Origin of the sequence: Aeromonas sp. R5-1, from assembly GCF_040908265.1 — a bacterium.
Classification (GTDB): Bacteria; Pseudomonadota; Gammaproteobacteria; order Enterobacterales; family Aeromonadaceae; genus Aeromonas; species Aeromonas caviae.
Genome location: NZ_JBFODJ010000119.1, coordinates 1 through 22,356, shown reverse-complemented (window position 1 = coordinate 22,356; position 22,356 = coordinate 1). Strand labels below are relative to the sequence as shown.

The following is a 22,356-nucleotide window of genomic DNA, read 5'->3' as shown; positions in this document are numbered from 1 at the left end:
AGAGATTGCCTCAAAGGATAACAGCTCCTCTCTCGCCGGCAGAGGTTATTCCTTGGGGCTGGCGGGTATCGGGTAGAGGATTGTGTGGCAAAGTCGGGGCCATGATGGATTCGACAATGACCGATCAATACCAAGCAGCATACTCCGTAGGCTTCCGTCGCCCCGTAGGTTCGATTAGCGCAGCGTAATCGGACGAACGAGATGCTTTTGTTTCGGTTGTTCCTGTGAGCCTGCGGCGGCCAGCCGGAGTGGAAATATGGGTGGCCGTGATAGCGGGTGAATTCATTTACGCGAACGTCCGATTACGCCTGACGGCTAATCGAACCTACAGATTCTTACCATCTAATCAAGCAACGAGCGTCAATAACCAATCATAAAAGAGTTAACTTTATGATAAAACAGATTATTCTGTTGTCAGACGAATGGACTTAATATTCAGCGTGCAATATAGGAAGGTGATTGTTGTGACAGAAACAAAAGCACCATTTTCAGCTAGAAATCGTGGGGCATATCAACATATAGATAATTCTTTTCCCGATAGTGCCAAGGTGGCTGTTCTTCATATGCTTTACGATCTGGAAGAGAAAGGATATATACCAAGCTGGCCAACTATAGCTAAGGAGTTGCAAAGGATATCTAGAGTTCAACCTGTTTTATATGACAGATCATTAGTCAGAGACATTGAGAAAGCAAAATCTGACGTAGAGGAACTTTTATTTTCTTTGGCGTGGGATAAGGCATTTGATTTTTGTGAAAGAATATATGAGTACCTAGCTCAGGATGTTTTTCAGGGTTATGTAAATATAGAGTTAGTCAAAGAGAAAAGAGATGTTCAAATATATATAGCAAGTGAAATTGAACGTCTTATTCTTGAGGAGAATTTGGCATTTGAGTTTTCTGATGGTGTTGTGAGACGCCGCGGTCGCAGGCATACCGAAGATAAAGTAACTAGAGCACATGTTGTCATGGGTGATAGTAGGTTAAATGAGTCAAGAAAACACTATACAAAAGCTCTTAATTTTTTCAGAAATCCTACTGCTCCTGATTATGAGAATTGCGTGAAAGAGGCTGTTTGTGCAGTCGAGGCAGCCGGGAAAGCATTATTTCCCGCATCTAAAGCTGCAACTTTAGGTGACTTGGCAAAATGGTTTTTGAAAACTAATGACTATGAAATACCCAAAGCATTGGTAAAAACAATAGAAGGGATTTATGCCTATCGCAGCGGTGGAAATGGAGTGGGGCATGGTGGAGCAGAAGGTGGCGTTGCTACATTAGAGGTGGCTGAATATATTCTCGGTGTTGCAGCATCTCAGATAATATATTTTGTAGAGGTTGAGAGGTTAAATGATGAAATTCCATTTTGAATTATTATTGCTAACAAAACGGCGCCTTAACGGCGCCGTTTTTTATATCACTCACCCAACCAACATCACTGCAGCAGGGAGATATCCGCTACTTGCAGGAACAGGTTGCGCAGGTTGTTCAGCAGCGCCAGACGGTTGGCCTTGAGGGCTTCGTCGTCGGCCATCACCATCACCTCGTTGAAGAAGGTGTCGACCGGCTCGCGCAGGGCGGCCAGACGGGTGAGGGCAGCCTGATAGTCACCGGCGGCGAACAGCGGGGCCAGTTCGGCTTGCAGTTCGGCAACCTGGGTGGCCAGCGCCTTCTCGGCGGCATCGACCAGCAGTTCCGGTTTGACGGTAGTGGGCAGTGGAACCTCGACCTTGGCCAGAATGTTGCTCACGCGCTTGTTGGCGGCAGCCAGTGCCAGGGCGGCATCCAGCGTGCGGAAGTGGCTGACGGCCTTGACGCGACGATCGAAGTCGAGCGGACGGGTCGGGCGGCGGGCCAGTACGGCCAGCACCACGTCGGCACCGATGCCTTCGTCCTGATAGGCGGCGCGGAAGCGACCCAGCATAAAGTCGACCACGTCGGTGACGACGGTCTTGTTGGTCAGCTTGTCGCCGTAGACGCGTACCGCCTCTTCCACCAGTTCAACCAGATCCAGGTCCAGCTGCTTCTCGGTCATGATGCGCAGGGCACCGATGGCGGCGCGGCGCAGGGCGAAGGGATCCTTGTCGCCTTTAGGCAGCATGCCGATGCCGAAGATACCGGCCAGGGTGTCGAACTTGTCGGCCAGCGCGACGGCGCAGGCAACCAGACCGGACGGCAGGGCATCACCGGCAAAGCGCGGCATGTACTGCTCGTTGAGGGCCACGGCAACCGCTTCGTCTTCGCCATCGTGACGGGCGTAGTGCATCCCCATGACACCCTGGGTGTCGGTGAACTCGCCGACCATGTTGGTCATCAGGTCACACTTGGAGAGCAGACCGGCACGCTTGGCCTGAGCCACGTCGGCACTATCGCCACCACTGATGCGCTCGGCGATAAAGCCGGCAACGGTCTCGATGCGCTCGACCTTGGCCTTGACGGTGCCGAGCTGTTGCTGGAACAGCACGGTTTCAAGGCGCGGCAGGCGGGAGGCCAGGGTCTGCTTGAGGTCGGTCTTGAAGAAGAACTCGGCGTCAGAGAGACGGGGGCGAACCACTTTCTCGTTGCCGCTGATGATCTGGCTCGGGTCTTTGGACTCGATGTTGGTGACGAAGATGAACTTCGGCAGCAGCTTGCCGTTCTTGTCGTAGACCGGGAAGTACTTCTGGTCACCCTTCATGGTGTGCACCAGCGCTTCAGCCGGCACGGCCAGGAACTTCTCTTCGAAGTTGGCGGTCAGCACCACCGGCCACTCGACCAGTGCGGTCACTTCTTCCAGCAGGGCGTCGTCCAGATCGGCCACGCCACCGAAGGCGGCAGCGGCCGCTTCGACGTCAGCCTTGATCTTGGCCTTGCGCGCCATGAAGTCGGCAATCACCATGCCGCGCTCCTGCAGGATCTGCGGGTACTGGCTGGCGTTGTCGATGGTGAACTCGCTCTCGCCCATAAAGCGGTGGCCGCGGATGGTGCGGGCAGAGTCGATACCCAGAATGTGGGCGGGCACCAGATCCCCATCCAGCAGCAGGGTCACGGTGAAGACCGGACGCACGAACTGGATGGTCTTGTCGCCCCAGCGCATCATTTTCGGGATCGGCAGCTTGGCCAGTGCTTGGCTAACCAGCTCGCCCAGCAATTCTTTGGCCGGACGACCTTCAACCTTGGCGGTGTGAACCAGCCACTCGCCCTTGTCGGTGACCAGACGCTCGGCCTGCTCAACGGTGATGCCGTTGCCACGGGCCCAGCCTTCGGCAGCCTTGGTCGGCTTGCCTTCGGCATCGAACGCCTGGGCCACGGCCGGGCCGCGCTTCTCGACGCTCTTGCTCGGCTGTTCGCCAGCCAGCTCGCTTACCTTCAGCGCCAGACGGCGCGGTGAAGCAAACCACTCGACGTCGCCGAAGGCCAGATCGGCCTTGGTCAGTTCGGCTTTGAAGTTGTCGGCAAAGGCTTCGGCCAGGGAGCGCAGGGCTTTGGGCGGCAGCTCAGCAGTACCGATCTCTACCAGAAATGTATGTTGTGCCATGTCCGTTCCTTAACCTTGCTTGTTCTCACTGCGCTGACACATAGGGAAGCCCAGCGCTTCGCGGGAGGCGTAGTATGCCTCTGCCACGGCCTTGGTCAGGGTGCGAATGCGCAGGATGTAGCGCTGACGCTCGGTGACCGAGATGGCCTTGCGGGCATCCAGCAGGTTGAAGGAGTGAGCGGCTTTGAGGATGCGCTCGTAGGCAGGCAGCGGCAGCGGTTTTTCCAGTGCCAGCAGGTTCTGGGCTTCCTTCTCGTACTGCTCGAAGCAGTGGAACAGGAACTCCACATCGGCGTGTTCGAAGTTGTAGGTGGATTGCTCCACTTCGTTCTGGTGGAACACGTCGCCGTAGGTGGTCTTGCCCAGGGGGCCGTCAGACCAGACCAGGTCGTAGACGCTGTCGACGCCCTGGATGTACATGGCCAGACGCTCGAGACCGTAGGTGATCTCGCCGGTGACCGGCTTGCATTCGAGGCCGCCAACCTGCTGGAAGTAGGTGAACTGGGTCACTTCCATGCCGTTCAGCCACACTTCCCAGCCCAGACCCCAGGCACCCAGCGTCGGGTTTTCCCAGTTGTCTTCCACGAAGCGGATGTCGTGGATCTCGGGATCCAGACCTAACTCTTTCAGGGAGCCCAGATAGAGTTCCTGAATGTTGTCGGGGGAGGGCTTGATGATCACCTGGAACTGGTAGTAGTGCTGCAGGCGGTTCGGGTTTTCACCGTAGCGGCCGTCAGTCGGACGGCGGGACGGTTGTACGTAGGCGCAGGCGATGGGCTCCGGGCCCAGGGCGCGCAGGCAGGTCATGGGGTGGGAGGTACCGGCACCCACTTCCATATCCAGCGGCTGAATGATGGTACAGCCCTGGCGGGACCAATAGTCCTGCAACTGCAGGATCAGGCCCTGAAAGGTTTTGACATCGAATTTTTGCATAGTGTTTTTCGCGCGAAATGAAATCAGAGCAAGATTTGCTGAATGTGAACCGAGGGAGTATACCGTCTGGCATGGTCGGATAATAGGCGAAATTACAGGGGATTAGTGGGGCTATGTTGCCGCTTGCCCTATGATGTCGCCGACGCAAGCGGCCTGCCGATGGCCGATGAAAAACAGGGGAGAGGAAATGGAACTGCGCTGCGCCTGGGTGACCAGAGACCCGGAATACATCGAATACCATGACAAGCAGTGGGGCAGGCCGGTGTATGACGCCCGCGAGTTGTTTGCCAAGCTCTGCCTCGATGGTCAACAGGCGGGGCTGTCGTGGATCACCATCCTCAAGCGCACCGAGAGCTACCATCGCGCCTATGCGGATTTTGATCCGGTGCGCATCGTGCAGTTCGACGACCAGGATGTGGAACGGCTGATGCAGGATACCGGCATCATTCGCAACCGGCTCAAGGTGCAGTCGATCATCAAAAACGCCCGCGCCTATCTGGCGCTGGAGGCGGAAGGCATCGACTTCGTCGATTATCTGTGGGGCTTCGTGGGCGGCGCCCCCATCGTCAACCAGCGTCAGGGCAACGGCGACATTCCGGCGACCTCGCCGGAGTCGGATGCCATGTCCAAGGCCCTCAAGAAGCGCGGCTTCACCTTCGTCGGCAGCACCATCTGCTATGCCTTCATGCAGGCGGTGGGCATGGTGAACGATCATCTGGTGACCTGCCCCTGCCACGCCGAGTGCCAGCAAGCAGCGGCGACGTGAAGGGGAAATGCACGAAGAAGGGAGGCTCAAGCCTCCCTTCTTTTTTTGCTCTGAATCAGCAGGGCTCAAGGGTGCGGTCGAGCGCCTCGCACACCTCGTGGCTGCTCATCAGCCGCACGAAGGGGCCGGCCAGGGTGGCGTTGTGATGGGCGATGATCTGGGGGGCGGTCAGTTGCGGCGTGTCCATGCAGGTGTGGGCATCGCTCACCAGCACTACGGTGTAGCCGAGATCTGCCGCCGCCCGGCAGGTTGTGTCGATGCAGTACTGGGTCTTCATGCCGGTGACGATCAGGGTCTGCACGCCGTCCTCTTTCAGCCAGCCATCAAGACCGGTGCCATGGAAGGCGCTGGGGCGCTGCTTGTCGAACACCCGATCGGCCTCGCCGACGACCAGCTCAGGCGCAAGCTGCCAGAACGGACTGCCGGCGGCGATGGGGCTGCCGGCCGGGCCCGTGTGGCGCACCGCCAGCACAGGGAGAGCGGCACTGCGGGCCGCCTGGCTCAGGCGATTGATGTTGGCCAGGGTCTCGGCCCCGGCATGGGGGGCTTCCGGGCCGTGAAGGAGGCCCACCTGGATGTCGATGATGAGCAGCGCGGGGCGGGAAAGGGACGACATGGTCATGGCTCCGTGAGAAATGTCACCCACTCTGGGGTCATGGGCTCTTATGAGACAACCCGCATATGGGGGGGCTCCATCGCGCCAGACCCATGGAGCATGTTGCCGTTGCACCGGGCCAGGGGCCTTTTCGCCCCTTGGTACAGCCGGGATACAGTCACACGGGTTCACCATCGGGATCGTCATCACGAGGGAGTCCCGTGTCACTGAGCGCCGTTCGCCCTCTCTTCCCCGGCCTGATCGGCTGCACTCTGGGGATGACGTTGCTCGTCAGGGCAAACATGAGGGGAAGCCGGCCCTGTGCAAGAAGGTCCGAGGTTGCACAGACGACGCCCCCGAGGGCCGAGTCTGCGCTACCGGGATCTTGCCCCTCCCCTATCATTGAAAGACGCCGGACCGGTTCAGGTTGTCTGGCGAAGGAGCCATCATGAAGAAGTCCGTATTGGCGCTGCTTGCCGCCACCGCCTTGCTGGCCGCCCTGCCTGCACAGGCCACCAAGCAGGCCCAGGAGCGCCGTGACGCCCGCGATGTGCGTCAGGATACCCGTCAGGAGTCCCGTGACGCGAAACAGGAGTGTCGTGAGGGGGTGGTGGGCAATGCCGACTGCCGCCAGGAGCATCGTGACAACAAGCAGGAGGGGCGAGACAAGGCCCGGGATATCAAATATTGATGCGGGCCCGTCCGAAGACGGCCTGCACCGGGTAAGTCGCTAGGGGCAGGGGGGCGTGTTGCCCCCTGCCCATCTTCGCAATGCGCGCGTCACACTCTGGCGCCTCTCTGGGTTAGAATGCGCGGCCATCGGCTAGAGTCGTTCTTTTTCAGAGGTTTTTTCATGCATTTCAAGAAACTGGTTCCTGCACTTGCCCTGACCGTCGCCATCACTGGCTGTACCACCAACCCCTATACCGGTGAATCCCAGACCTCCAAGGGCGCCTGGGGCGCGTTGGCGGGTGCGGCGACCGGCGCAGCCGTGGGGGCGCTCTCCTCCAGCAAGGGCGACCGCAAAAAGGGCATCCTGACTGGCGTCGCCGCCGGTGCGGCCCTGGGTGGCGGTATCGGTTACTACATGGATGTGCAGGAAGCCAAGCTGCGCGAGAAGCTGCAAGGCACCGGCGTCAGCGTGACCCGCAACGGTGATCAGCTGATCCTCAACATGCCGAACAACGTCACCTTCGACAGCTCCAGCGCCCAGCTGAAAGCCGCCGGTGCCAACACTCTGTCCGGCGTGGCCCTGGTGGTTGCCGAGTTCGACAAGACCCGTCTGAACGTGGTCGGCCACACCGACAGCACCGGCTCCCGCGAGCTGAACATGAAGCTCTCCCGGGATCGCGCCGATGCCGTCGCCGCCCAGCTGATCGGCCAGGGCGTGTCCGGCAGCCGCATCGCCATCAGCGGTGTGGGTCCGGATCAGCCGGTGGCCAGCAACAGCACCGCCGAAGGCAAGGCCCAGAACCGTCGGGTGACCATCACCCTGACCCCGACCGCCTAAGAGGTCCGGTTCGATGCCATGAAAAAGGCCCCGCCAGCGATGGCGGGGCCTTTTGTTATTAGGCGTTGCGGGCTTTAGACGGCTGCAGTCAGCTGCACTTCCACCTTGTAGCCTTCGTGAGCGAGGCGGGCTTGTACGCAGGCACGGACCGGCGCTGTGCCCGCCGGGATCCAGGCATCCCACTGCGCGTTGAAGGCGGCGATGTCTTCAATGTCCTTGAGATAGATGTTGGCCATCAGGATCCTGTCGACGCCGGAGCCGTTGGCTTCCAGCAGACGCTGCAGGCTTTCCAGCACTTCACGGGTCTGCTGGTGGATGTCGGCGGTCTCGGTGGCGGGCACTTCCACCACGTAGAGGGTGCCGTTGTGGATGACCACATCAGACCAGCGCTGGGTGGTCCCGATACGGGTAATGGTTGTCATGTTTGCTCCGGTACGGGGTTATTGACCCTTGCGGATCAGGTAGCGGTAAGGGGCCTGCTCAGTCTCGCTGGCGACCAGGGTATGGTCCATGAAGCGGCAGAAGCTGGGAATGTCGCGGGTGGTGGAGGGGTCGTCGGCGCTGACCAGCAGGGTCTCCCCATCCGCCATCAGCCGCACTTTCTTGCGAACCATCATCACGGGTTCGGGGCAACGAAGCCCGATTGCGTCCAGCTCGTGGGTCGCATTGCAGAATTCAGTACTCATGAATAATCAACCTTCAGCCGCACCTTCTTGCGCGCTATCGTCACGGGTTCGGGGCAACGAAGCCCAATTGCGTCCAGCTCGTGGGTCGCATTGCAGAATACAGTACTCATGAATAATCAACCTTCAGCCGCACCTTCTTGCGCGCCATCGTCACGGGCTCGGGGCAACGAAGCCCGATTGCGTCCAACTCGTGCGTTGCGCCGCAGAATAAAGCACTCATCAATAATCAACCTTCAACCAATTCGGCCAGCAATGATACTCACGGCGAAAAAATAATCAAACCACGGGGCAGTTATGCAGCATATGCTACCAAAATGTGAACCGGCTCTACCCAGGCTTCGCTCGATGAGTAATATAAAAATTGAACCATATTCAACAAGGAGGTGTGAATATGCAGGTCTCCTACGGCAGATTGCAAGCCTACGCAGGCATGGGGTTCTTGTCGTTCGCCATGATAGTGCTGGGCAGCCCGATAGGTAATACCGGTACCTGGTTCGGCTCCATGGTGATGATAGGGCTGGGGCTCTGGATCGAGCTCAGCGACTACTACGACGAGGATGAGGACGAGAACGATCCCTCCTGAGAGCCTGGCTCTTGGCACTCAAAGGCGGACGATGTCCGCCTTTGTCATTTCTGCTCCGCGCCGGAACGGGTCGAGCGCATGGCGCGTTCCAGCTGCTGCGCCGTCTGCTCGGGGTTGGCCCTGGCGTCGTTGAAGAAGCTGCTCAGCACATCCATGATCCCCTGGCGCATGTTGGTGGGCACCGCCATCCCCTCCGCCATGCTGGGCAGCAGGTTGTCCTGTTGCTCGGCGTGGAGGAAATCCTGATAGGAGCGGATGGCGCAGCGATCGAACTTGCTCATGTCCGGCTTGATGAGCGCCGGGATGGAGCCCTTCACCCGGTTGAACTCCTCCTGAAAGCGCGGCGTCATCAACAGCCTGGCCAGCTCGCCCTGGGCCTGCAACTGGGCGGGATCCCGCTGCTTGAACATGGCGATGGAGTCGAGGTTGTAGCTGAACAACCCCTGGCTGCCCGGGCTTGGCAGGCACTCGATATCCTCGCCGGGGCGGTAGTTGCCTGCACTCAGCTCGCCTTTCACCCAGTCCCCCATCACCTGCATGGCGGCGCCGCCGCTCTCCAGCAGGTTGGTGGCCTGGTGCCATTTCAGGCCGGCGTATTTCTCGGGCACATAAGCGCGCAACTGCTGGAAGCGGGTCAGCACCCGCACCATGTCGGGGCCGGTCAGGGTGGCGCTGTCCTGTTCGAGGAAGGCCTTGCGATAGAAGGTCTTGCCCCCTTCGCCGAGGGCCACCGTTTCGAACAGCACCGCGATCTGCCAGGGTTCATTGCCGATGGCGAGGGGGGTGATGCCCTGCTCCTTGAGCTTGTCCGCCACCGCCACGAACTGGGCCCAGTCGGTGGGGGGCTTGAGCCCCTGTCGCTCGAATACCTTGCGGTTGAGCCACAGCCAGTTGACCCGGTGGATGCCGGTGGGGACCGCCATCAGGGCGCCGTTCTGGCTGAGGGTATCGCGCACCATGGGGGGCAGCTGAGGGTACCAGCCGAGGTGCTCGGCCATGGGGGTGAGGTCGCGCAGAAAGCCCAGGCTGCCCCACTCGTGCAGCTCGAACCCCTTGAGGTGGGCTGCCTCCGGCGGGTTTGCCGCCAGGGCCCGGCTCTTGAGCACCGTCATGGCGCTCTTGCCGCCCCCCCCCTGTACCGCGAAGTCGTTCCACTGGTTGCCCTGTTCGGCCCACTCGGACTTGAGCACTTCCACGGCCCTGGCCTCGCCGCCGGAGGTCCACCAGTGCAATACCTCCACCTGGGAGGCACAAACGGGCAGGGAGAGCAGGGCGATGACAGAAAAAGACAACCACTTCATACATTACTGCCTTGGTAGGGAGAGGGTGGCCTGCAGGCCGCCCTGGGGGCGATTTTCCAGCACCAGGTCGCCGCCGTGGGCGTGGGCTATGTTGCGGGCGATGCCAAGGCCCAGCCCGGTGCCGGCGGCATCGGTGCTGAGGCGGTAGTAGGGCTCGAAGATGCGCTCGAACTGATCGTCCGGCAGACCGGGCCCCTCGTCCATGATGAAGAGGATCAACATCTCCTCGTCATCCATGATGATGATGCGCACCTTCTGGCCGTACTTGATGCCGTTGTCCACCAGGTTGCCGATGCAGCGCTTGAGGGCCAGCAGCTTGCCGCGATAGGGCCACTTGCAGTGCCCCTCGATGGTGAGCAGATCCTCGTGCAGGTTCATGGCCTCCGCCATCTGCTCCAGCAGGGCGTTGACGTCGATCTGCTCAAGGTTCTCGTGAATGTCCGTCTCTTTGACCGTCTGCAGCGCCCCTTTGACCATCAGCTCCAGCTCGTCCAGGTCCTTGTTGAACTTGGCGATCTGCACCTCGTCGTCCAGCAGTTCGACCCGCAGTCGCAGCCGGGTGATGGGGGTCTTGAGGTCGTGGGAGATGGAGCTGAAGAGGCGCTCCCGATCGTCGATGAAGCGGCGAATGCGCTGCTGCATGATGTTGAAGGCGCGGGTCGCCGCCACGATTTCGGAGGCACCCTCCTCTTTGAGGGACGGCTGGTCGATGTCCTTGCCGAGGTTGACCGCTGCCTTGGCGAGGCGACGCAGGGGGCGGGTCTGCCAGCGCACCAGCATGAAGGTGAAGAAGCAGAGGAAGACCGTCATCAGGGCGATGAAACGCACCTGATTGCTTGGCATCACGGTGTCATCCAGCGTCATGTAGGGGGCGGGCAGCAGGGCCGCCAGATAGAGCCACTCCCCCGGTTCTATCTCGATCTGGGTCACCAGCACCGGCGGATTGATGGGCTCCAGGGACAGGGTGTAGCGGGCCCAGGAGGAGGGGAGATCCGCCAGCAGGGTGTCGTTGTTGAAGACGTGCAGCTCCTCGGGGCGGGAGAAGTCCACCTTGATCGCCATGGCGTCGGAGAGTTTGCGGCTGAGCACCTCCTGCACCTCTTTGAGCACCAGCGTCTTGCGCTCGCTGTCGGGGATGGCGCTGATGTGGATCTCTTCCTCGTTCAGGGAGACGAAGAAGCGGCTGCCGCCCATGTTGCGCAGCTGATCCAGGGCAATGTGGCGGTATTGCAGGGGCAGGGACTTGAAGAAGTTGACGGTGGAAGCCGCCGACAGCGCCAGGTTGCGGGTGGTGCTGAGCATGCCCTCCAGCTCCCGCTTCTGGATCTGCTGCATCCAGATGCCGGTGAGGATGGTCTGGGAGAGCAGGATGGCGAGCAGCAACAGCAGCAGCATCCGCGACAGCAGGGAGCGGGGCACCAGGGCCCGCCAGAACTTCTGCCCCGTCATGGCAGCGTGTGTCTCTTGTCGATCAGCATGGGGTGCTTACCTCTGTGCCTTGCCGTTGCCCCGTGATGGGTCTCTCTTCTGCCCGTTCAAGGTCTCGCCGTAGCGTCTGTCTGTTACGGGATCTCGTGGACTTCGGCGATCAGCATGTAGCCGCTGCCGCGAATGGTCTTGATGATGCGCGGGCTCTTGCCGTTGTCACCCAGCTTCTGGCGCAGGCGGCTGATCTGCACATCGATGCCGCGTTCCATGGGCAGGCTCTCGCGACCGCGGGTGGCGTCCGAGATGGTATCCCGGTCCAGCACCACGCCGGGCTGCTGCAGGAACATGCCGAGCAGCAGGGCATCGCTGCCGGAGAGATCCAGCAGACTGCCATCTTCGTGGGTCAGCTGGTGGCTCAGGGTGTCCAGGGTCCACTCGGCGAAGCGCAGCCGACGGCTCGGTTCCTTTTCTTTCTCCGGCTGGCGGAATTCGGCGCGGCGCAGCAGCGCCTTGATGCGGGCCTGCAGTTCGCGCGGGCTGAACGGCTTGGCGATGTAGTCGTCGGCGCCAAGTTCCAGACCGATCACCCGATCCGCTTCGTCGGAGGCGGCGGTCAGCATGATGATGGGTACCTGGGAGTCGCGGCGGATCTGCTGGCAGAGGGTAAAGCCGTCGTCGCCGGGCATCATGATGTCCAGAATGATGAGGTCCGGGCTGTGCTGGGCCAGTTGTTGGCGCATCTCGTTCCCTTCGGCCGCGGTCAGTACCTCGAAACCAGCCCGGGTCAGGTACTCGTTGAGCAGCTCGCGGATCTCCCGATCGTCGTCGACGATAAGCAGTTGTTTGCTCGTTGACATATGTATGTGCATCCACCCATTTTTTTGTGCAGATTGAACCTGTCGGGGGAGCAAAAAGCAAGCAAGCCCCCCCTCTAATGTGAAGTTATGGGCAATATAGCCTCAGGATTGGCCCCGATCGCGGGAAAAGAATAAAAAAGGCCGACCCAAACGGGCCGGCCAACACGCAGATTCCGACGGCAGGAGCGCACCCCGTGTGGCGCGTTCCACAGACTCGACAGCAGGGTCGGCAGGCCGACCCGGTATTCGTGATGGGGCCGCTGTGCCGGGAAGCAGGGCCGCCTTCTGTCTGTTGTTGCCGCCCCGAGGCGGCGTCCCTGACCGGTGAGCGGTCAGGAGTGATTCACTTACACCCGTTCGAACACGGTGGCGATGCCCTGACCCAGGCCGATGCACATGGTGGCGACTCCCAGGGTGGCGTCCTTCTCTTCCATCAGGTTGATCAGGGTGGTGGAGATGCGGGCACCGGAGCAGCCGAGCGGGTGACCCAGGGCGATGGCGCCACCGTTCAGGTTTACCTTCTCGTCCACCAGATCCTGCAGACCCAGATCCTTCACGCAGGGCAGGGACTGGGCGGCAAACGCCTCGTTCAGCTCGAAGAGGTCGATGTCGCCGATGGTCAGCCCGGCCCGCTTGAGCGCTTTCTGGGTGGCCGGCACCGGGCCGTAACCCATGATGGCGGCGTCACAGCCGGCGATGGCCATGGCGCGCACCCTGGCGCGGGGCGTGAGGCCGAGGGCCTTGGCGCGATCCGCACTCATCACCAGCATGGCGGCGGCGCCATCGGACAGGGCCGAGGAGGTGCCGGCGGTGACGGTGCCGTTGACCGGGTCGAACACCGGGCGCAGCTGGCTTAAGCCATCGACCGTGGTCTCCGGGCGGATCACCTCGTCGTAGTCGTAGAAGAAGCGGGCGCCGCTGGCGTCGTGCCCTTCCAGCCCGACGATCTCCTTGGCAAAACGCCCTTCCACGGTGGCGGCGTGAGCGCGGCGGTGGGAGCGAGCGGCAAACTCGTCCTGCTGTTGACGGCTGATGCCGTGCAGCTTGCCGAGCATCTCGGCGGTCAGCCCCATCATGCCGGAGGCTTTCGCCACCGACTTGGCCATGCCGGGGTGGAAGTCCACCCCGTGGCTCATCGGCACGTGACCCATGTGCTCGACGCCGCCGATGATGAAGATATCCCCATCACCTACCTGAATGGCACGGGAGGCATCGTGCAGCGCCTGCATGCTTGAGCCGCACAGGCGGTTGACGGTGACCGCCCCCACCTGCTTGGGAATGCCGGCCAGCAGTGCGGCGTTGCGGGCGATGTTGAAGCCCTGCTCCAGGGTCTGCTGCACGCAGCCCCAGTAGATATCCTCGATCTCGTTCGGGTCGAGGTTGGGGTTGCGCAGCAGGATGGATTTCATCAGGTGCGCGGACAAGTCTTCTGCACGCACGTTGCGGAAGGCGCCGCCCTTGGACCGGCCCATCGGGGTCCGGATACAGTCGACAATGACTACGTCTTTCATGAATGGATCTCCTTTCCGCAATCAGTAGAAGGTGTTGCCCTGGGCAGCCATCTCGCGCAGCTTGTCGCTGACGCGGTAGAGCGGGCCCAGGTCGGCATACTGGTCGGCCATGGCCACGTAGCGATCCAGACCGATAGTGTCCAGATAGCGGAACACGCCGCCGCGGAAGGGAGGGAAGCCCAGGCCGTAGACCAGTGCGATGTCGGCTTCGGCTGGCGTGGCGACTATGCCCTCTTCCAGGCAGAGCACCACCTCGTTGATCATCGGGATCATCATGCGGGCGATGATGGCCTCCTTGTCGAAATCCTGCTTCGGCTTGGCGATGGGGGCCAGCAGCTCGTAGCTGGCTGCGTCGGCCACCTTCTTCGGCTTGCCCTTCTTGTCCTGCTCGTAGGCGTAGAAGCCCTTGCCGTTCTTCTGACCGAAGCGGCTGGCGTCATACATTACGTCGATGGCGGTACGACCTTCCTTGCTCATGCGCGCCGGGAAGCCTTGCGCCATCACGTCACCGGCGTGGTGCCCGGTGTCGATGCCGACCACATCCAGCAGGTAGGCAGGGCCCATGGGCCAGCCGAACTCCTTCTCCATCACCTTGTCGACGGCGGCGAAGTCGGCGCCATCGGCGACCAGCTTGTTGAAGCCGAAGAAGTAAGGGAACAGCACGCGGTTCACGAAGAAGCCGGGGCAGTCGTTGACCACCACCGGGGACTTGCCCATGGCGGCGGCGTAGGCCACCACGCGGTTGATGGTTTCATCGGAAGTTTGCTCGCCGCGGATGATCTCCACCAGTGGCATGCGGTGCACCGGGTTGAAGAAGTGCATGCCGCAGAAATTCTCGGGGCGCTTCAGTCCCTTGGCCAGCAGGGAGATGGGGATGGTGGAGGTGTTGCTGGCGAGCACGGCGTCTTCGCCGATGATCCCTTCCACTTCACTCAGCACGGCCGCCTTCACTTTCGGGTTCTCGACCACGGCCTCGACCACCACGTCCACATGCTTGACGTTGTCATAGCTCAGGGTCGGCGTGATGGCGGAGAGCACCTGGCCCATCTTGATGCCGTCGATGCGACCGCGCTCGAGCTGGCCGTTGAGCAGCTTGGTGGCCTCATTCATGCCAAGTGCTAGCGCCTTCTCGTTGATGTCCTTCATCACCGCCGGGATGCCCTTGCTGGCGGACTGGTAGGCGATGCCGCCCCCCATGATGCCGGCACCCAGTACGGCGGCATGGCCGGTGGCCTTGTTTGCCTGCTTGGCAGCCTTCTTGGCCAGCGCCTTGATGTGCTGATCGTTGAGGAAGATCCCGACCAGCGCCTTGGCCACGTCGGTTTTCGCCAATTTGATGAAGGTGGCGGCCTCGGCGGCCAGCGCTTCGTCACGGCCCATGCCGGCGGCGGCTTCCACCGTCTTCACGGCGGCCATGGGGGCCGGATAGTGTTTGCCCGCCACGGCGGCAACCATACCAGCGGCGGTGGTGAAGCTCATCATGGCTTCCAGTTTGGAGAGGCGCAGCGGGGCCTTCTTGGCGGCGCGGCGGCCCTGCCAGTCCAGCTTGCCTTTGATCGCGTCCTTGATCATCTGCACGGCGGCGCTCTGCAGCGCGTCGGGGGCGACCACGGCATCGATGGCACCCACCTTGAGGGCGTCATCGGCACGGTAATCCTTGCCGGTGGTGATCCACTCCAGCGCGTTGTCGGCACCGATCACCCGCGGCAGACGGACAGTGCCGCCAAAGCCGGGCATGATGCCGAGCTTGGTCTCGGGCAGGCCAATCTTGGCGCTGGTGTCAGCCAACCGGAAATCGGTGGAGAGAATGGTCTCGCAGCCGCCGCCCAGAGCATGGCCCTTGATGGCGGAGAGGGTGGGCACCGGCAGATCTTCGATGGCGCTGAAGATGTCGTTGGCCTTCTTCAGCCAGCCGAGCAGGTCTTCTTGCGGCAGATCGAACAGTTCCAGGAATTCGGTGATGTCGGCGCCGACGATGAAAGCGTCTTTGCCGGAGGTGAGGATCAGACCCTTCAAATCGGCTTGTTGCTGTAATGCGGCGATCGCTTCGCTCAGGGAGAGCAGGGTAGCGCGATCCAGCTTGTTGACTGAACCCGGGGCATCGAACCTCAGCTCGGCAATGCCGTCTTCGAGGTAGCTGACCGTCAGGGTTTCGCCTTGGTAGATCATGAGAGTGTCTCCTTGTTCCCACTCTGTGGGGAATGGTGCTCCTTTATCCCCAGCAGGGGGCGAGGCTCACTATTGATCCAAAAGGAGACATTTTCAACACCTATTTAAAACATTTGTTTAACAGTTGTCGAGTAAAAGCTCTTCATCACAAAACGGGCAAAAAAGAGGCGCCTTGCGGCGCCTCCGATGGAGATGAGCGTGGTATCAGCTAGCCAGTTCCGGCCGATTGCGATACTGGTTCAAGACCTCGGGATCGGCGAGGGCGTGGGTGTTGTTGACGGGGCGGTTGTGCACCACTTCCCGCACCGCCAGCTCCACTATCTTGCCGGACTTGGTGCGGGGGATGGCATCCACCTGCAGGATGCGGGCAGGCACATGACGGGCGGTGCAGTGTCGCTTGATCTGCTGGCAAATCCGCTCACGCAGCCCGTTGTCCAGCTTGCAACCCGCCTTGAGCTTGACGAACAGCACCACCCGCTCGTCCTGTTTCCATTGCTGGCCGATGACGATGCTCTCTTCCACCTCGTCGAGTTGTTCCACATAGCGGTAGATCTCGCTGGTGCCGATGCGCACGCCGCCCGGGTTGAGGGTCGCGTCGGAGCGGCCGTAGAACAGGATGCCGCCAGTCGGGGTCAGCTCGATCCAGTCCCCGTGGCACCAGATGTTGTCGAACCGCTCGAAGTAGGCGGCGTGGTACTTGTCGCCGTTTTCGTCCCCCCAGAAGTAGATGGGCTGGGCCGGGAACGGCTTGGTGCAGACCAGTTCGCCCTTTTCACCCAGCACCGGCTGGCCCGCCTCGTTGAATACCTGCACCGCGAGACCGAGGCCGCGCCCCTGGCTCTCGCCGCGATAGACGGGGCTCAAGGGGTTGCCGATGACGAAGCAGGAGCAGATGTCGGTGCCACCAGAGATGGAGCTGAGCTGCACATTCTGCTTTATCTGCTGGTAAACGTAGTCAAACCCCTCCGGCGACAGCACGGATCCGGTGCTGCAGATGAGGCGCAAGGCAGGCAGGTCGTGGGTATTGACGGGGGCATAACCCTGTTTGTGCAGCGCATCGAGATACTTGGCCGAGGTGCCGAACAGGGTGACCTCTTCGTCCCGTGCGAGATCCCACAGCACGTTGCCATCCGGGTAGAAGGGGGAACCATCGTAGAGCACCAGGGTGGCGCCGGAGGCGAGGGCGCTCACCAGCCAGTTCCACATCATCCAGCCACAGGTGGTGAAGTAGAAGATGCGCTCCCCCGGCTTGATGTCGCAGTGCAACTGGTGCTCTTTCAGGTGTTGCAGCAGGGTGCCGCCAATGCCGTGCACGATGCACTTGGGTTTGCCGGTGGTGCCGGAGGAGTAGAGGATGTAGAGCGGGTCGTTGAAGGCCATGGTCTCGAAGGCGAGCTGGGCATCATGCTGGCTTGCCAGCAATTGCTGCCAGTTGTGACCAAGCTGCAGCGGGTTGCCGAGCAGGGGGATCATCACCGTCTGCTCTAGGCTGTCGAGCTGACCGACGACGCTGGCCACCTTGTCCTGAATGTCGATGGCTTTGCCGCCGTAGCGGTAGCCATCCACCGCGAACAGCACCCTGGGACGGGTCTGGCCGAAGCGCTCCACCACGCTGGCCTCGCCAAAATCGGGGCTGGTGGAGGTCCAGATCGCCCCGAGGCTGGTGGTTGCCAGCATGGCTACCACGGTTTCCGGGATATTGGGCAGGTAGGCTGCGACCACATCACCCCGGCCTATACCCTGGCTACGAAGCCAGTGGGCCAGGCGGGCGACCTGATCTGCCAGCTCATGCCAGCTCAGGGTCCGGCTTGGGCCCCCTTCGATGCGGGAGATGATGGCCGGGCTCTCATCCTGGCGGCGCAGCAGGTTCTCGGCGAAGTTGAGCTGGCTGTCGGGGAACCAGCGGGCGCGCTGCATATCCTGGCGGTTCTCCGCCACAATGTTGCCAAGCTCGCCCTTGACGCCGCAGTGCTGCCACACCAGGGGCCAGAAGCGGGTGGTCTTCTCCACCGACCATTGATACAGGTCGGCATAGCTGCGCAGTTGCAGACCATGGAAGTGATTGACCTCGGCCATGAACTGGTGGAGGTTGGAGTGCTGCATCCTGTCCTGATCCGGTGTCCACAGACAAAGGTTTTGCATGAGTCGTTCCTGACGGCTGATATCTACTGTCTGTGGGCAGTGTATTGAATTGTTCTTTGTTTGTTAATTGTCTGTTTTATCTTCATAACAAAAAGCCTGTAACCTATGCGTTACCTCACGAAGCGAAAGCCGGGTGGCTCGAGCCTTGATTCGCTTGATGTTATGCTGAAGTCACATTCGCCCGGAGCAGGACGCCATGAGCAGTTACAGCCAACTTTTTGCCCAGCATCACGACACCCTTCAGCAGCGTACCCGCGACATCCTGCAACAACAGGGTCTTGGCGGTCTCGCTATCCACTCCGGCCAGACTCATCGTATCTTCCTCGATGACCAGGATTATCCCTTCAAGGTGAATCCCCAGTTCAAGGCCTGGCTGCCGGTGCTGGACAACCCTCACTGCTGGTTGCTGGTGGACGGGGTGAACAAGCCGGTGCTGCTGTTCTACCGGCCGGTGGACTTCTGGCACAAGGTGGCGGAGTTGCCCAACTCCTTCTGGATCGATTTCTTCGACATTCGCTTCCTGACTCGCCCGGAGCAGGTTGCCGATCACCTGCCGGCCAACAAGCAGGAGTGGGCCTATCTGGGCGGCCATCTGGAAGTGGCCGAGCTGCTGGGACTGGGCCAGCCCAATCCGGAGGCGGTCCTCAACTACCTGCACTACCACCGTGCCTACAAGACGCCCTATGAGCTGGAATGTCTTCGCGATGCCAACCGCATCGGCGTGCGCGGCCACATCGCGGCCAAGGACTCCTTCATGGCGGGGGCGAGCGAGTTCGAGATCAACCTGGCCTACATGAAGGCGGTCGGACAGGGGGCCAATGAGGCGCCCTACGGCAACATTGTTGCCATCAACCGCAATGCGGCCATCCTGCACTACACCCATCTCTCCACCCAGCGGGTGCCGGATGCGGAGCGTTACTCCTTCCTCATCGATGCCGGTGTGGACGTGCACGGTTATGCCTCCGACATTACCCGAACCTGGGCCTGGCGACGCGGTGAGTTCGCCGATCTGATCGCAGCGCTGGATGCACAGCAACAGGAGATCATCGACGAGATCAAGCCGGGCCGCCGCTACAGCGAGTTGCACCTGCAGATGCACCACAGGCTGGCGCGCCTGCTGCAAGCCACCGAACTGGTAGACATGTCGGTGGACGAGATGATCCACACCGGGGTGACCAATGTCTTCTTCCCCCACGGTCTCGGTCACTTCCTCGGCCTGCAGGTACACGATGCCGGCGGCTTCATGCAGGATGAGCGCGGCACCCACCTGGCGGCCCCCGAGCAGTTCCCCTATCTGCGCTGCACCCGGGTGATGGAAGTGGGCCAGGTGTTCACCATAGAGCCGGGTCTCTACTTCATCGACAGCCTGCTGGAGCCGCTGCGCCAGGGTGAGCAGGGCAAGCGGGTCAACTGGAACAAGGTGGAGGCGCTGCGTCCCTATGGTGGCATTCGCATCGAGGACAACGTGGTGCTGCATGCCAACGGGGTGGAGAACCTGACCAGACAAGCAGGGCTCTGATGGCGACGGATTACCCCATACCGGCAGCCCCACTGGAGGTGAGCGAGGAGATCAAGAAGAGCCGCTTCATTACCTACATCGCCCACACTCCGACCGTCGAGGCCGCCAAGGCCTGGATAGACGAGATCAAACAGCAACACCCGGGAGCCCGGCATCACTGCTGGGCTTTTGTCGCCGGCGCCCCGCAAGACAGCCAGGTTTATGGTTTCAGTGATGATGGCGAACCCTCGGGCACAGCGGGCAAACCCATGCTGGCCCAGTTGATGGGGGCCGGCCTGGGTGAAGTCGCCGCCGTGGTGGTGCGCTATTACGGTGGCGTGCTGCTGGGGACCGGTGGCCTGGTCAAGGCCTATGGCGGTGGTGTGGGGGCAGCACTCAAGCAACTTGAAACCTGTATCAAGCGTCAGCTGACCTCTTCCGTGATCCAGTGTGACTACACCGACATGGGGGCCGTGGAGTCCCTCATCTCTGCCCATCAAGGGCAGTTGCTGGTGGCCGATTATGGTGCCAGCGTCACCCTTCAGGTAGCGTGGGAGTCTGCACTCTGGGCCCGTATCGCACAGGAATTGACCGACCGGACCCAGGGTCGGGTATCCCTTCGTCCCTTAGATGGCTAGAATCCATCGCTCTTTTAGTCTGAAGAGGGAGCCGGAATGCAGATTCTGAGCATCATTCGTATCGTCGGTCTGCTGGTTGCCCTGTTCAGCTCGACCATGCTGCTGCCCGCGATGGTCGCTTTTGGGTATCGTGATGGCGGTGGTACCGAGTTCGTCAACTCCTTCGTCATAGCCCTCCTGCTCGGCCTCCTGCTCTGGTTCCCCAACCGCCACCAGAAAAAGGAACTCAGGTCCAAGGAAGGCTTCCTCATCGTGGTGCTGTTCTGGGTGGTGCTGGGGAGCGTGGGTGCCGTCCCCTTCATCATCAGCGACGTGCCGAACATGTCGGTCTCGGAGGCATTTTTCGAGTCGTTTTCCGGCCTGACTACCACGGGCGCAACGGTGCTGACCGGGCTGGACAATCTGCCCAAGGCGTTTCTCTTCTACCGCCAGCTGCTGCAATGGCTCGGTGGCATGGGGATCATCGTGCTGGCGGTGGCCGTGCTGCCACTGCTGGGTATCGGGGGCATGCAGCTCTATCGCGCCGAGATCCCGGGGCCCGTCAAGGACAACAAGGTGACCCCGCGCATCGCCGAGACGGCCAAGGCGCTCTGGTTCATCTATCTGTTGCTGACTTCCCTCTGCGCTCTCGCGTACTGGATGGCGGGGATGACGTTGTTCGATGCCATCTGCCACTCCTTCTCCACCTTGTCGGTTGGGGGGTTCTCGACCCACGACGCCAGCATCGGTTTCTTCGACAGCCCGGCCATCAACCTGATCACAGTGGTGTTCCTGTTGCTGGCGAGCGTCAACTTCGCGCTGCACTTCATGGTGTTTGCCCACAAGCCGGTGCGCGTGAGCAGTTATCTGCGTGACTCCGAGCTCAAGGTGTTTCTGAGCATCCAGTGCGTGCTGGTGCTGATCTGTTTCGTCTCTCTGCTGTTCCACGGCCACTACGATACCTGGCAGGATGCGCTCAACCATGGCCTGTTCCAGGCGGTGTCTCTGGGCACGACCACGGGGTACAGCACCACCAGCTATGCGGAGTGGCCCTCCTTTCTGCCCATGCTGTTGATGTTCTCCGCCTTCATCGGCTGCTGCGCCGGCAGTACCGGGGGGGGCATCAAGGTGATGCGTTTCATGATCCTGTTCCTGCAGGGGATGCGTGAACTCAAACGGCTGGTGCATCCGCGGGCCATCTACACCTTGAAGCTGGGGCGCCGCGCCGTACCGGAGCGGATCGTGGAAGCGGTCTGGGGCTACTTTGCCACCTACATCATCCTGTTCTTCATCTTCATGCTGTTGCTGCTGATGACGGGGCTGAACGAAGTGACGGCCTTCTCCGCCGTGGCTGCGGCATTCACCAACGTGGGGCCGGGTCTGGGGGAGGTGTCGGCCAACTTCGGCAATATCTCGGCTACTGCCCAGTGGATATTGATCGTGGCCATGTTGTTTGGTCGATTGGAAATCTTCACACTTCTGGTACTGTTTACTCCTGCATTCTGGCGTAGTTGAGGTTGGTATGGACAAGATTTTGGTGCTTTATTCTTCCCGGGACGGGCAAACGCGGAAAATCGTGGATGTCATGCTGGAGGAAATATCAGGATGCGAAGTGGTGATGCACGACCTGCACACCCTGCCCATGTGCAACCTCAGCAAGTATGCCAAGGTGTTGATTGGCGCTTCCATTCGCTACGGTAACTTCCACCCCAGCCTGCTCAGCTTCATACACGCACATCATGAACAGCTGGAAGTAGCCAATGCGGCGTTCTTCTGCGTGAACCTGACGGCACGCAAGCCCGAGAAGCAGACGCCGCAGACCAACGCCTACATGAAGAAGTTTCTGCGCCTCTCTCCCTGGAAGCCCAAAACTCTGGGGGTGTTTGCCGGGGCATTGCAGTACTCCCGTTACAACTGGTGGCAGACCCGCATCATCCAGTTGATCATGAAGATCACCGGGGGCAGCACGGATACCAGCAAGGATCTGGAATTCACCGACTGGGACAAGGTGCGCGGCTTTGCCCGTGAATTTTGGTCAAAAAAGTAACAGTGACGTCATTCAGAGCGGCCAGAGCCCTGCGTAAGCAGGGCTTTTTGTTTGATAAGTAGGCGTTCGAGCCACAAATCGGTAAAAAGGACTATTTTTCGCAAAATAGCCCTTGTCATCACGGCGCGGCTCCCTATAATGCGCCCCTACCAGCACGGCGGACCACGCCGAACTGATGAGCCAGCTTCCTAGCGAAGTGGGC

The 22,356-nt window shown here is 60.7% G+C and carries 20 protein-coding genes and 1 pseudogene; 9 read left to right on the top strand and 12 right to left on the bottom strand.

Annotated elements, in window-relative coordinates:
• The first annotated feature begins 464 nt into the window (after positions 1 to 464).
• Positions 465 to 1,364, top strand: a complete 900-nt coding sequence (locus AB5Y64_RS16485) for a hypothetical protein (protein ID WP_152610207.1) — start codon at positions 465 to 467, stop codon at positions 1,362 to 1,364.
• Positions 1,365 to 1,429: 65 nt separating this feature from the next.
• Here the strand turns inward: AB5Y64_RS16485 and glyS are convergent, their stop codons facing one another.
• A complete protein-coding gene (glyS, locus tag AB5Y64_RS16480; protein ID WP_039041014.1) occupies positions 1,430 to 3,511 on the bottom strand; it encodes a glycine--tRNA ligase subunit beta in 2,082 nt (693 codons plus the stop codon).
• A gap of 9 nt (positions 3,512 to 3,520) precedes the next feature.
• A complete protein-coding gene (gene glyQ, locus AB5Y64_RS16475) occupies positions 3,521 to 4,444 on the bottom strand; it encodes a glycine--tRNA ligase subunit alpha (RefSeq protein ID WP_039041015.1) in 924 nt (307 codons plus the stop codon).
• 187 nt (positions 4,445 to 4,631) lie between these two features.
• Here glyQ and AB5Y64_RS16470 point away from each other — a divergent pair, with 187 nt between their 5' ends.
• The gene (locus AB5Y64_RS16470) at positions 4,632 to 5,210 is read left to right on the top strand and encodes a DNA-3-methyladenine glycosylase I (protein ID WP_039041016.1); all 579 of its coding nucleotides are present in this window, start codon (positions 4,632 to 4,634) and stop codon (positions 5,208 to 5,210) included.
• A 55-nt stretch (positions 5,211 to 5,265) separates the two neighbouring features.
• On the opposite strand, the gene AB5Y64_RS16465 is transcribed toward AB5Y64_RS16470, so the two are convergent.
• On the bottom strand, positions 5,266 to 5,826 hold the full coding sequence (locus AB5Y64_RS16465) for a cysteine hydrolase family protein (RefSeq protein ID WP_039041017.1): 561 nt from the start codon (positions 5,824 to 5,826) through the stop codon (positions 5,266 to 5,268).
• Positions 5,827 to 6,253: 427 nt separating this feature from the next.
• Between AB5Y64_RS16465 and AB5Y64_RS16460 the strand changes: the two genes are divergently transcribed.
• Complete coding sequence (locus AB5Y64_RS16460; protein ID WP_039041018.1) at positions 6,254 to 6,496, top strand: hypothetical protein; 243 nt, start codon at positions 6,254 to 6,256, stop codon at positions 6,494 to 6,496.
• Positions 6,497 to 6,658: 162 nt separating this feature from the next.
• Positions 6,659 to 7,315, top strand: a complete 657-nt coding sequence (locus AB5Y64_RS16455; RefSeq protein WP_010672405.1) for an OmpA family lipoprotein — start codon at positions 6,659 to 6,661, stop codon at positions 7,313 to 7,315.
• 74 nt (positions 7,316 to 7,389) lie between these two features.
• Here AB5Y64_RS16455 and AB5Y64_RS16450 read toward each other — a convergent pair whose 3' ends face one another.
• The 3 genes and pseudogenes from AB5Y64_RS16450 to AB5Y64_RS16440 all read right to left on the bottom strand — a co-directional run.
• A complete protein-coding gene (locus AB5Y64_RS16450; RefSeq protein WP_039041019.1) occupies positions 7,390 to 7,737 on the bottom strand; it encodes a RidA family protein in 348 nt (115 codons plus the stop codon).
• A gap of 18 nt (positions 7,738 to 7,755) precedes the next feature.
• On the bottom strand, positions 7,756 to 8,001 hold the full coding sequence (gene tusA / locus AB5Y64_RS16445) for a sulfurtransferase TusA (protein ID WP_041214136.1): 246 nt from the start codon (positions 7,999 to 8,001) through the stop codon (positions 7,756 to 7,758).
• 124 nt (positions 8,002 to 8,125) lie between these two features.
• Positions 8,126 to 8,221 (bottom strand): annotated as a pseudogene (locus AB5Y64_RS16440) (sulfurtransferase TusA); the annotation flags it as partial.
• Between the two features lie 171 nt (positions 8,222 to 8,392).
• Here AB5Y64_RS16440 and AB5Y64_RS16435 point away from each other — a divergent pair.
• Positions 8,393 to 8,584, top strand: a complete 192-nt coding sequence (locus AB5Y64_RS16435) for a hypothetical protein (protein WP_010672410.1) — start codon at positions 8,393 to 8,395, stop codon at positions 8,582 to 8,584.
• Between the two features lie 44 nt (positions 8,585 to 8,628).
• On the opposite strand, the gene AB5Y64_RS16430 is transcribed toward AB5Y64_RS16435, so the two are convergent.
• The 6 genes from AB5Y64_RS16430 to AB5Y64_RS16405 form a co-directional block, all read right to left on the bottom strand.
• On the bottom strand, positions 8,629 to 9,885 hold the full coding sequence (locus AB5Y64_RS16430) for an ABC transporter substrate-binding protein (protein ID WP_039041362.1): 1,257 nt from the start codon (positions 9,883 to 9,885) through the stop codon (positions 8,629 to 8,631).
• A gap of 3 nt (positions 9,886 to 9,888) precedes the next feature.
• Positions 9,889 to 11,334 (bottom strand): ATP-binding protein, encoded by a 1,446-nt coding sequence (locus AB5Y64_RS16425; RefSeq protein ID WP_010672412.1) that lies wholly within the window; start codon positions 11,332 to 11,334, stop codon positions 9,889 to 9,891.
• Positions 11,335 to 11,447: 113 nt separating this feature from the next.
• Entirely contained in the window at positions 11,448 to 12,170 is a 723-nt protein-coding gene (locus tag AB5Y64_RS16420; RefSeq protein WP_010672413.1) for a response regulator, read from the bottom strand.
• A gap of 347 nt (positions 12,171 to 12,517) precedes the next feature.
• Entirely contained in the window at positions 12,518 to 13,702 is a 1,185-nt protein-coding gene (gene fadA, locus AB5Y64_RS16415) for an acetyl-CoA C-acyltransferase FadA (protein WP_200886044.1), read from the bottom strand.
• Complete coding sequence (gene fadB / locus AB5Y64_RS16410; protein ID WP_039041360.1) at positions 13,703 to 15,850, bottom strand: fatty acid oxidation complex subunit alpha FadB; 2,148 nt, start codon at positions 15,848 to 15,850, stop codon at positions 13,703 to 13,705. It abuts the gene before it with no gap.
• Positions 15,851 to 16,054: 204 nt separating this feature from the next.
• Positions 16,055 to 17,992, bottom strand: a complete 1,938-nt coding sequence (locus AB5Y64_RS16405) for an acetoacetate--CoA ligase (RefSeq protein WP_039041359.1) — start codon at positions 17,990 to 17,992, stop codon at positions 16,055 to 16,057.
• A gap of 196 nt (positions 17,993 to 18,188) precedes the next feature.
• Between AB5Y64_RS16405 and pepQ the strand changes: the two genes are divergently transcribed.
• From pepQ to hemG, 4 genes are read left to right on the top strand one after another with little or no spacing between them, the layout of a single operon-like run.
• A complete protein-coding gene (gene pepQ, locus AB5Y64_RS16400) occupies positions 18,189 to 19,511 on the top strand; it encodes a Xaa-Pro dipeptidase (protein WP_039041358.1) in 1,323 nt (440 codons plus the stop codon).
• The gene (locus tag AB5Y64_RS16395) at positions 19,511 to 20,128 is read left to right on the top strand and encodes a YigZ family protein (RefSeq protein ID WP_010672418.1); all 618 of its coding nucleotides are present in this window, start codon (positions 19,511 to 19,513) and stop codon (positions 20,126 to 20,128) included. Before pepQ ends, AB5Y64_RS16395 begins: the two co-directional genes overlap by 1 nt.
• A 36-nt stretch (positions 20,129 to 20,164) precedes the next feature.
• Entirely contained in the window at positions 20,165 to 21,622 is a 1,458-nt protein-coding gene (locus AB5Y64_RS16390; protein ID WP_039041357.1) for a TrkH family potassium uptake protein, read from the top strand.
• 7 nt (positions 21,623 to 21,629) lie between these two features.
• Positions 21,630 to 22,154 carry a menaquinone-dependent protoporphyrinogen IX dehydrogenase gene (gene hemG, locus AB5Y64_RS16385; RefSeq protein ID WP_029313439.1) on the top strand — a complete coding sequence of 175 codons (525 nt, stop codon included), beginning with the start codon at positions 21,630 to 21,632 and terminating at the stop codon, positions 22,152 to 22,154.
• The last annotated feature ends 202 nt before the right edge of the window (positions 22,155 to 22,356 follow it).

What these genes read in the sequence shown, in the direction of transcription:
- glyS (WP_039041014.1), bottom strand. Translation starts at nt 3,511, where the DNA reads ATGGCACAACATACATTTCTGGTAGAGATCGGTACTGCTGAGCTGCCG.
- glyQ (WP_039041015.1), bottom strand. Translation starts at nt 4,444, where the DNA reads ATGCAAAAATTCGATGTCAAAACCTTTCAGGGCCTGATCCTGCAGTTG.
- AB5Y64_RS16470 (WP_039041016.1), top strand. Translation starts at nt 4,632, where the DNA reads ATGGAACTGCGCTGCGCCTGGGTGACCAGAGACCCGGAATACATCGAA.
- AB5Y64_RS16465 (WP_039041017.1), bottom strand. Translation starts at nt 5,826, where the DNA reads ATGTCGTCCCTTTCCCGCCCCGCGCTGCTCATCATCGACATCCAGGTG.
- AB5Y64_RS16460 (WP_039041018.1), top strand. Translation starts at nt 6,254, where the DNA reads ATGAAGAAGTCCGTATTGGCGCTGCTTGCCGCCACCGCCTTGCTGGCC.
- AB5Y64_RS16455 (WP_010672405.1), top strand. Translation starts at nt 6,659, where the DNA reads ATGCATTTCAAGAAACTGGTTCCTGCACTTGCCCTGACCGTCGCCATC.
- AB5Y64_RS16450 (WP_039041019.1), bottom strand. Translation starts at nt 7,737, where the DNA reads ATGACAACCATTACCCGTATCGGGACCACCCAGCGCTGGTCTGATGTG.
- tusA (WP_041214136.1), bottom strand. Translation starts at nt 8,001, where the DNA reads ATGAGTACTGAATTCTGCAATGCGACCCACGAGCTGGACGCAATCGGG.
- AB5Y64_RS16435 (WP_010672410.1), top strand. Translation starts at nt 8,393, where the DNA reads ATGCAGGTCTCCTACGGCAGATTGCAAGCCTACGCAGGCATGGGGTTC.
- AB5Y64_RS16430 (WP_039041362.1), bottom strand. Translation starts at nt 9,885, where the DNA reads ATGAAGTGGTTGTCTTTTTCTGTCATCGCCCTGCTCTCCCTGCCCGTT.
- AB5Y64_RS16425 (WP_010672412.1), bottom strand. Translation starts at nt 11,334, where the DNA reads ATGACGGGGCAGAAGTTCTGGCGGGCCCTGGTGCCCCGCTCCCTGCTG.
- AB5Y64_RS16420 (WP_010672413.1), bottom strand. Translation starts at nt 12,170, where the DNA reads ATGTCAACGAGCAAACAACTGCTTATCGTCGACGACGATCGGGAGATC.
- fadB (WP_039041360.1), bottom strand. Translation starts at nt 15,850, where the DNA reads ATGATCTACCAAGGCGAAACCCTGACGGTCAGCTACCTCGAAGACGGC.
- AB5Y64_RS16405 (WP_039041359.1), bottom strand. Translation starts at nt 17,992, where the DNA reads ATGCAAAACCTTTGTCTGTGGACACCGGATCAGGACAGGATGCAGCAC.
- pepQ (WP_039041358.1), top strand. Translation starts at nt 18,189, where the DNA reads ATGAGCAGTTACAGCCAACTTTTTGCCCAGCATCACGACACCCTTCAG.
- AB5Y64_RS16395 (WP_010672418.1), top strand. Translation starts at nt 19,511, where the DNA reads ATGGCGACGGATTACCCCATACCGGCAGCCCCACTGGAGGTGAGCGAG.
- AB5Y64_RS16390 (WP_039041357.1), top strand. Translation starts at nt 20,165, where the DNA reads ATGCAGATTCTGAGCATCATTCGTATCGTCGGTCTGCTGGTTGCCCTG.
- hemG (WP_029313439.1), top strand. Translation starts at nt 21,630, where the DNA reads ATGGACAAGATTTTGGTGCTTTATTCTTCCCGGGACGGGCAAACGCGG.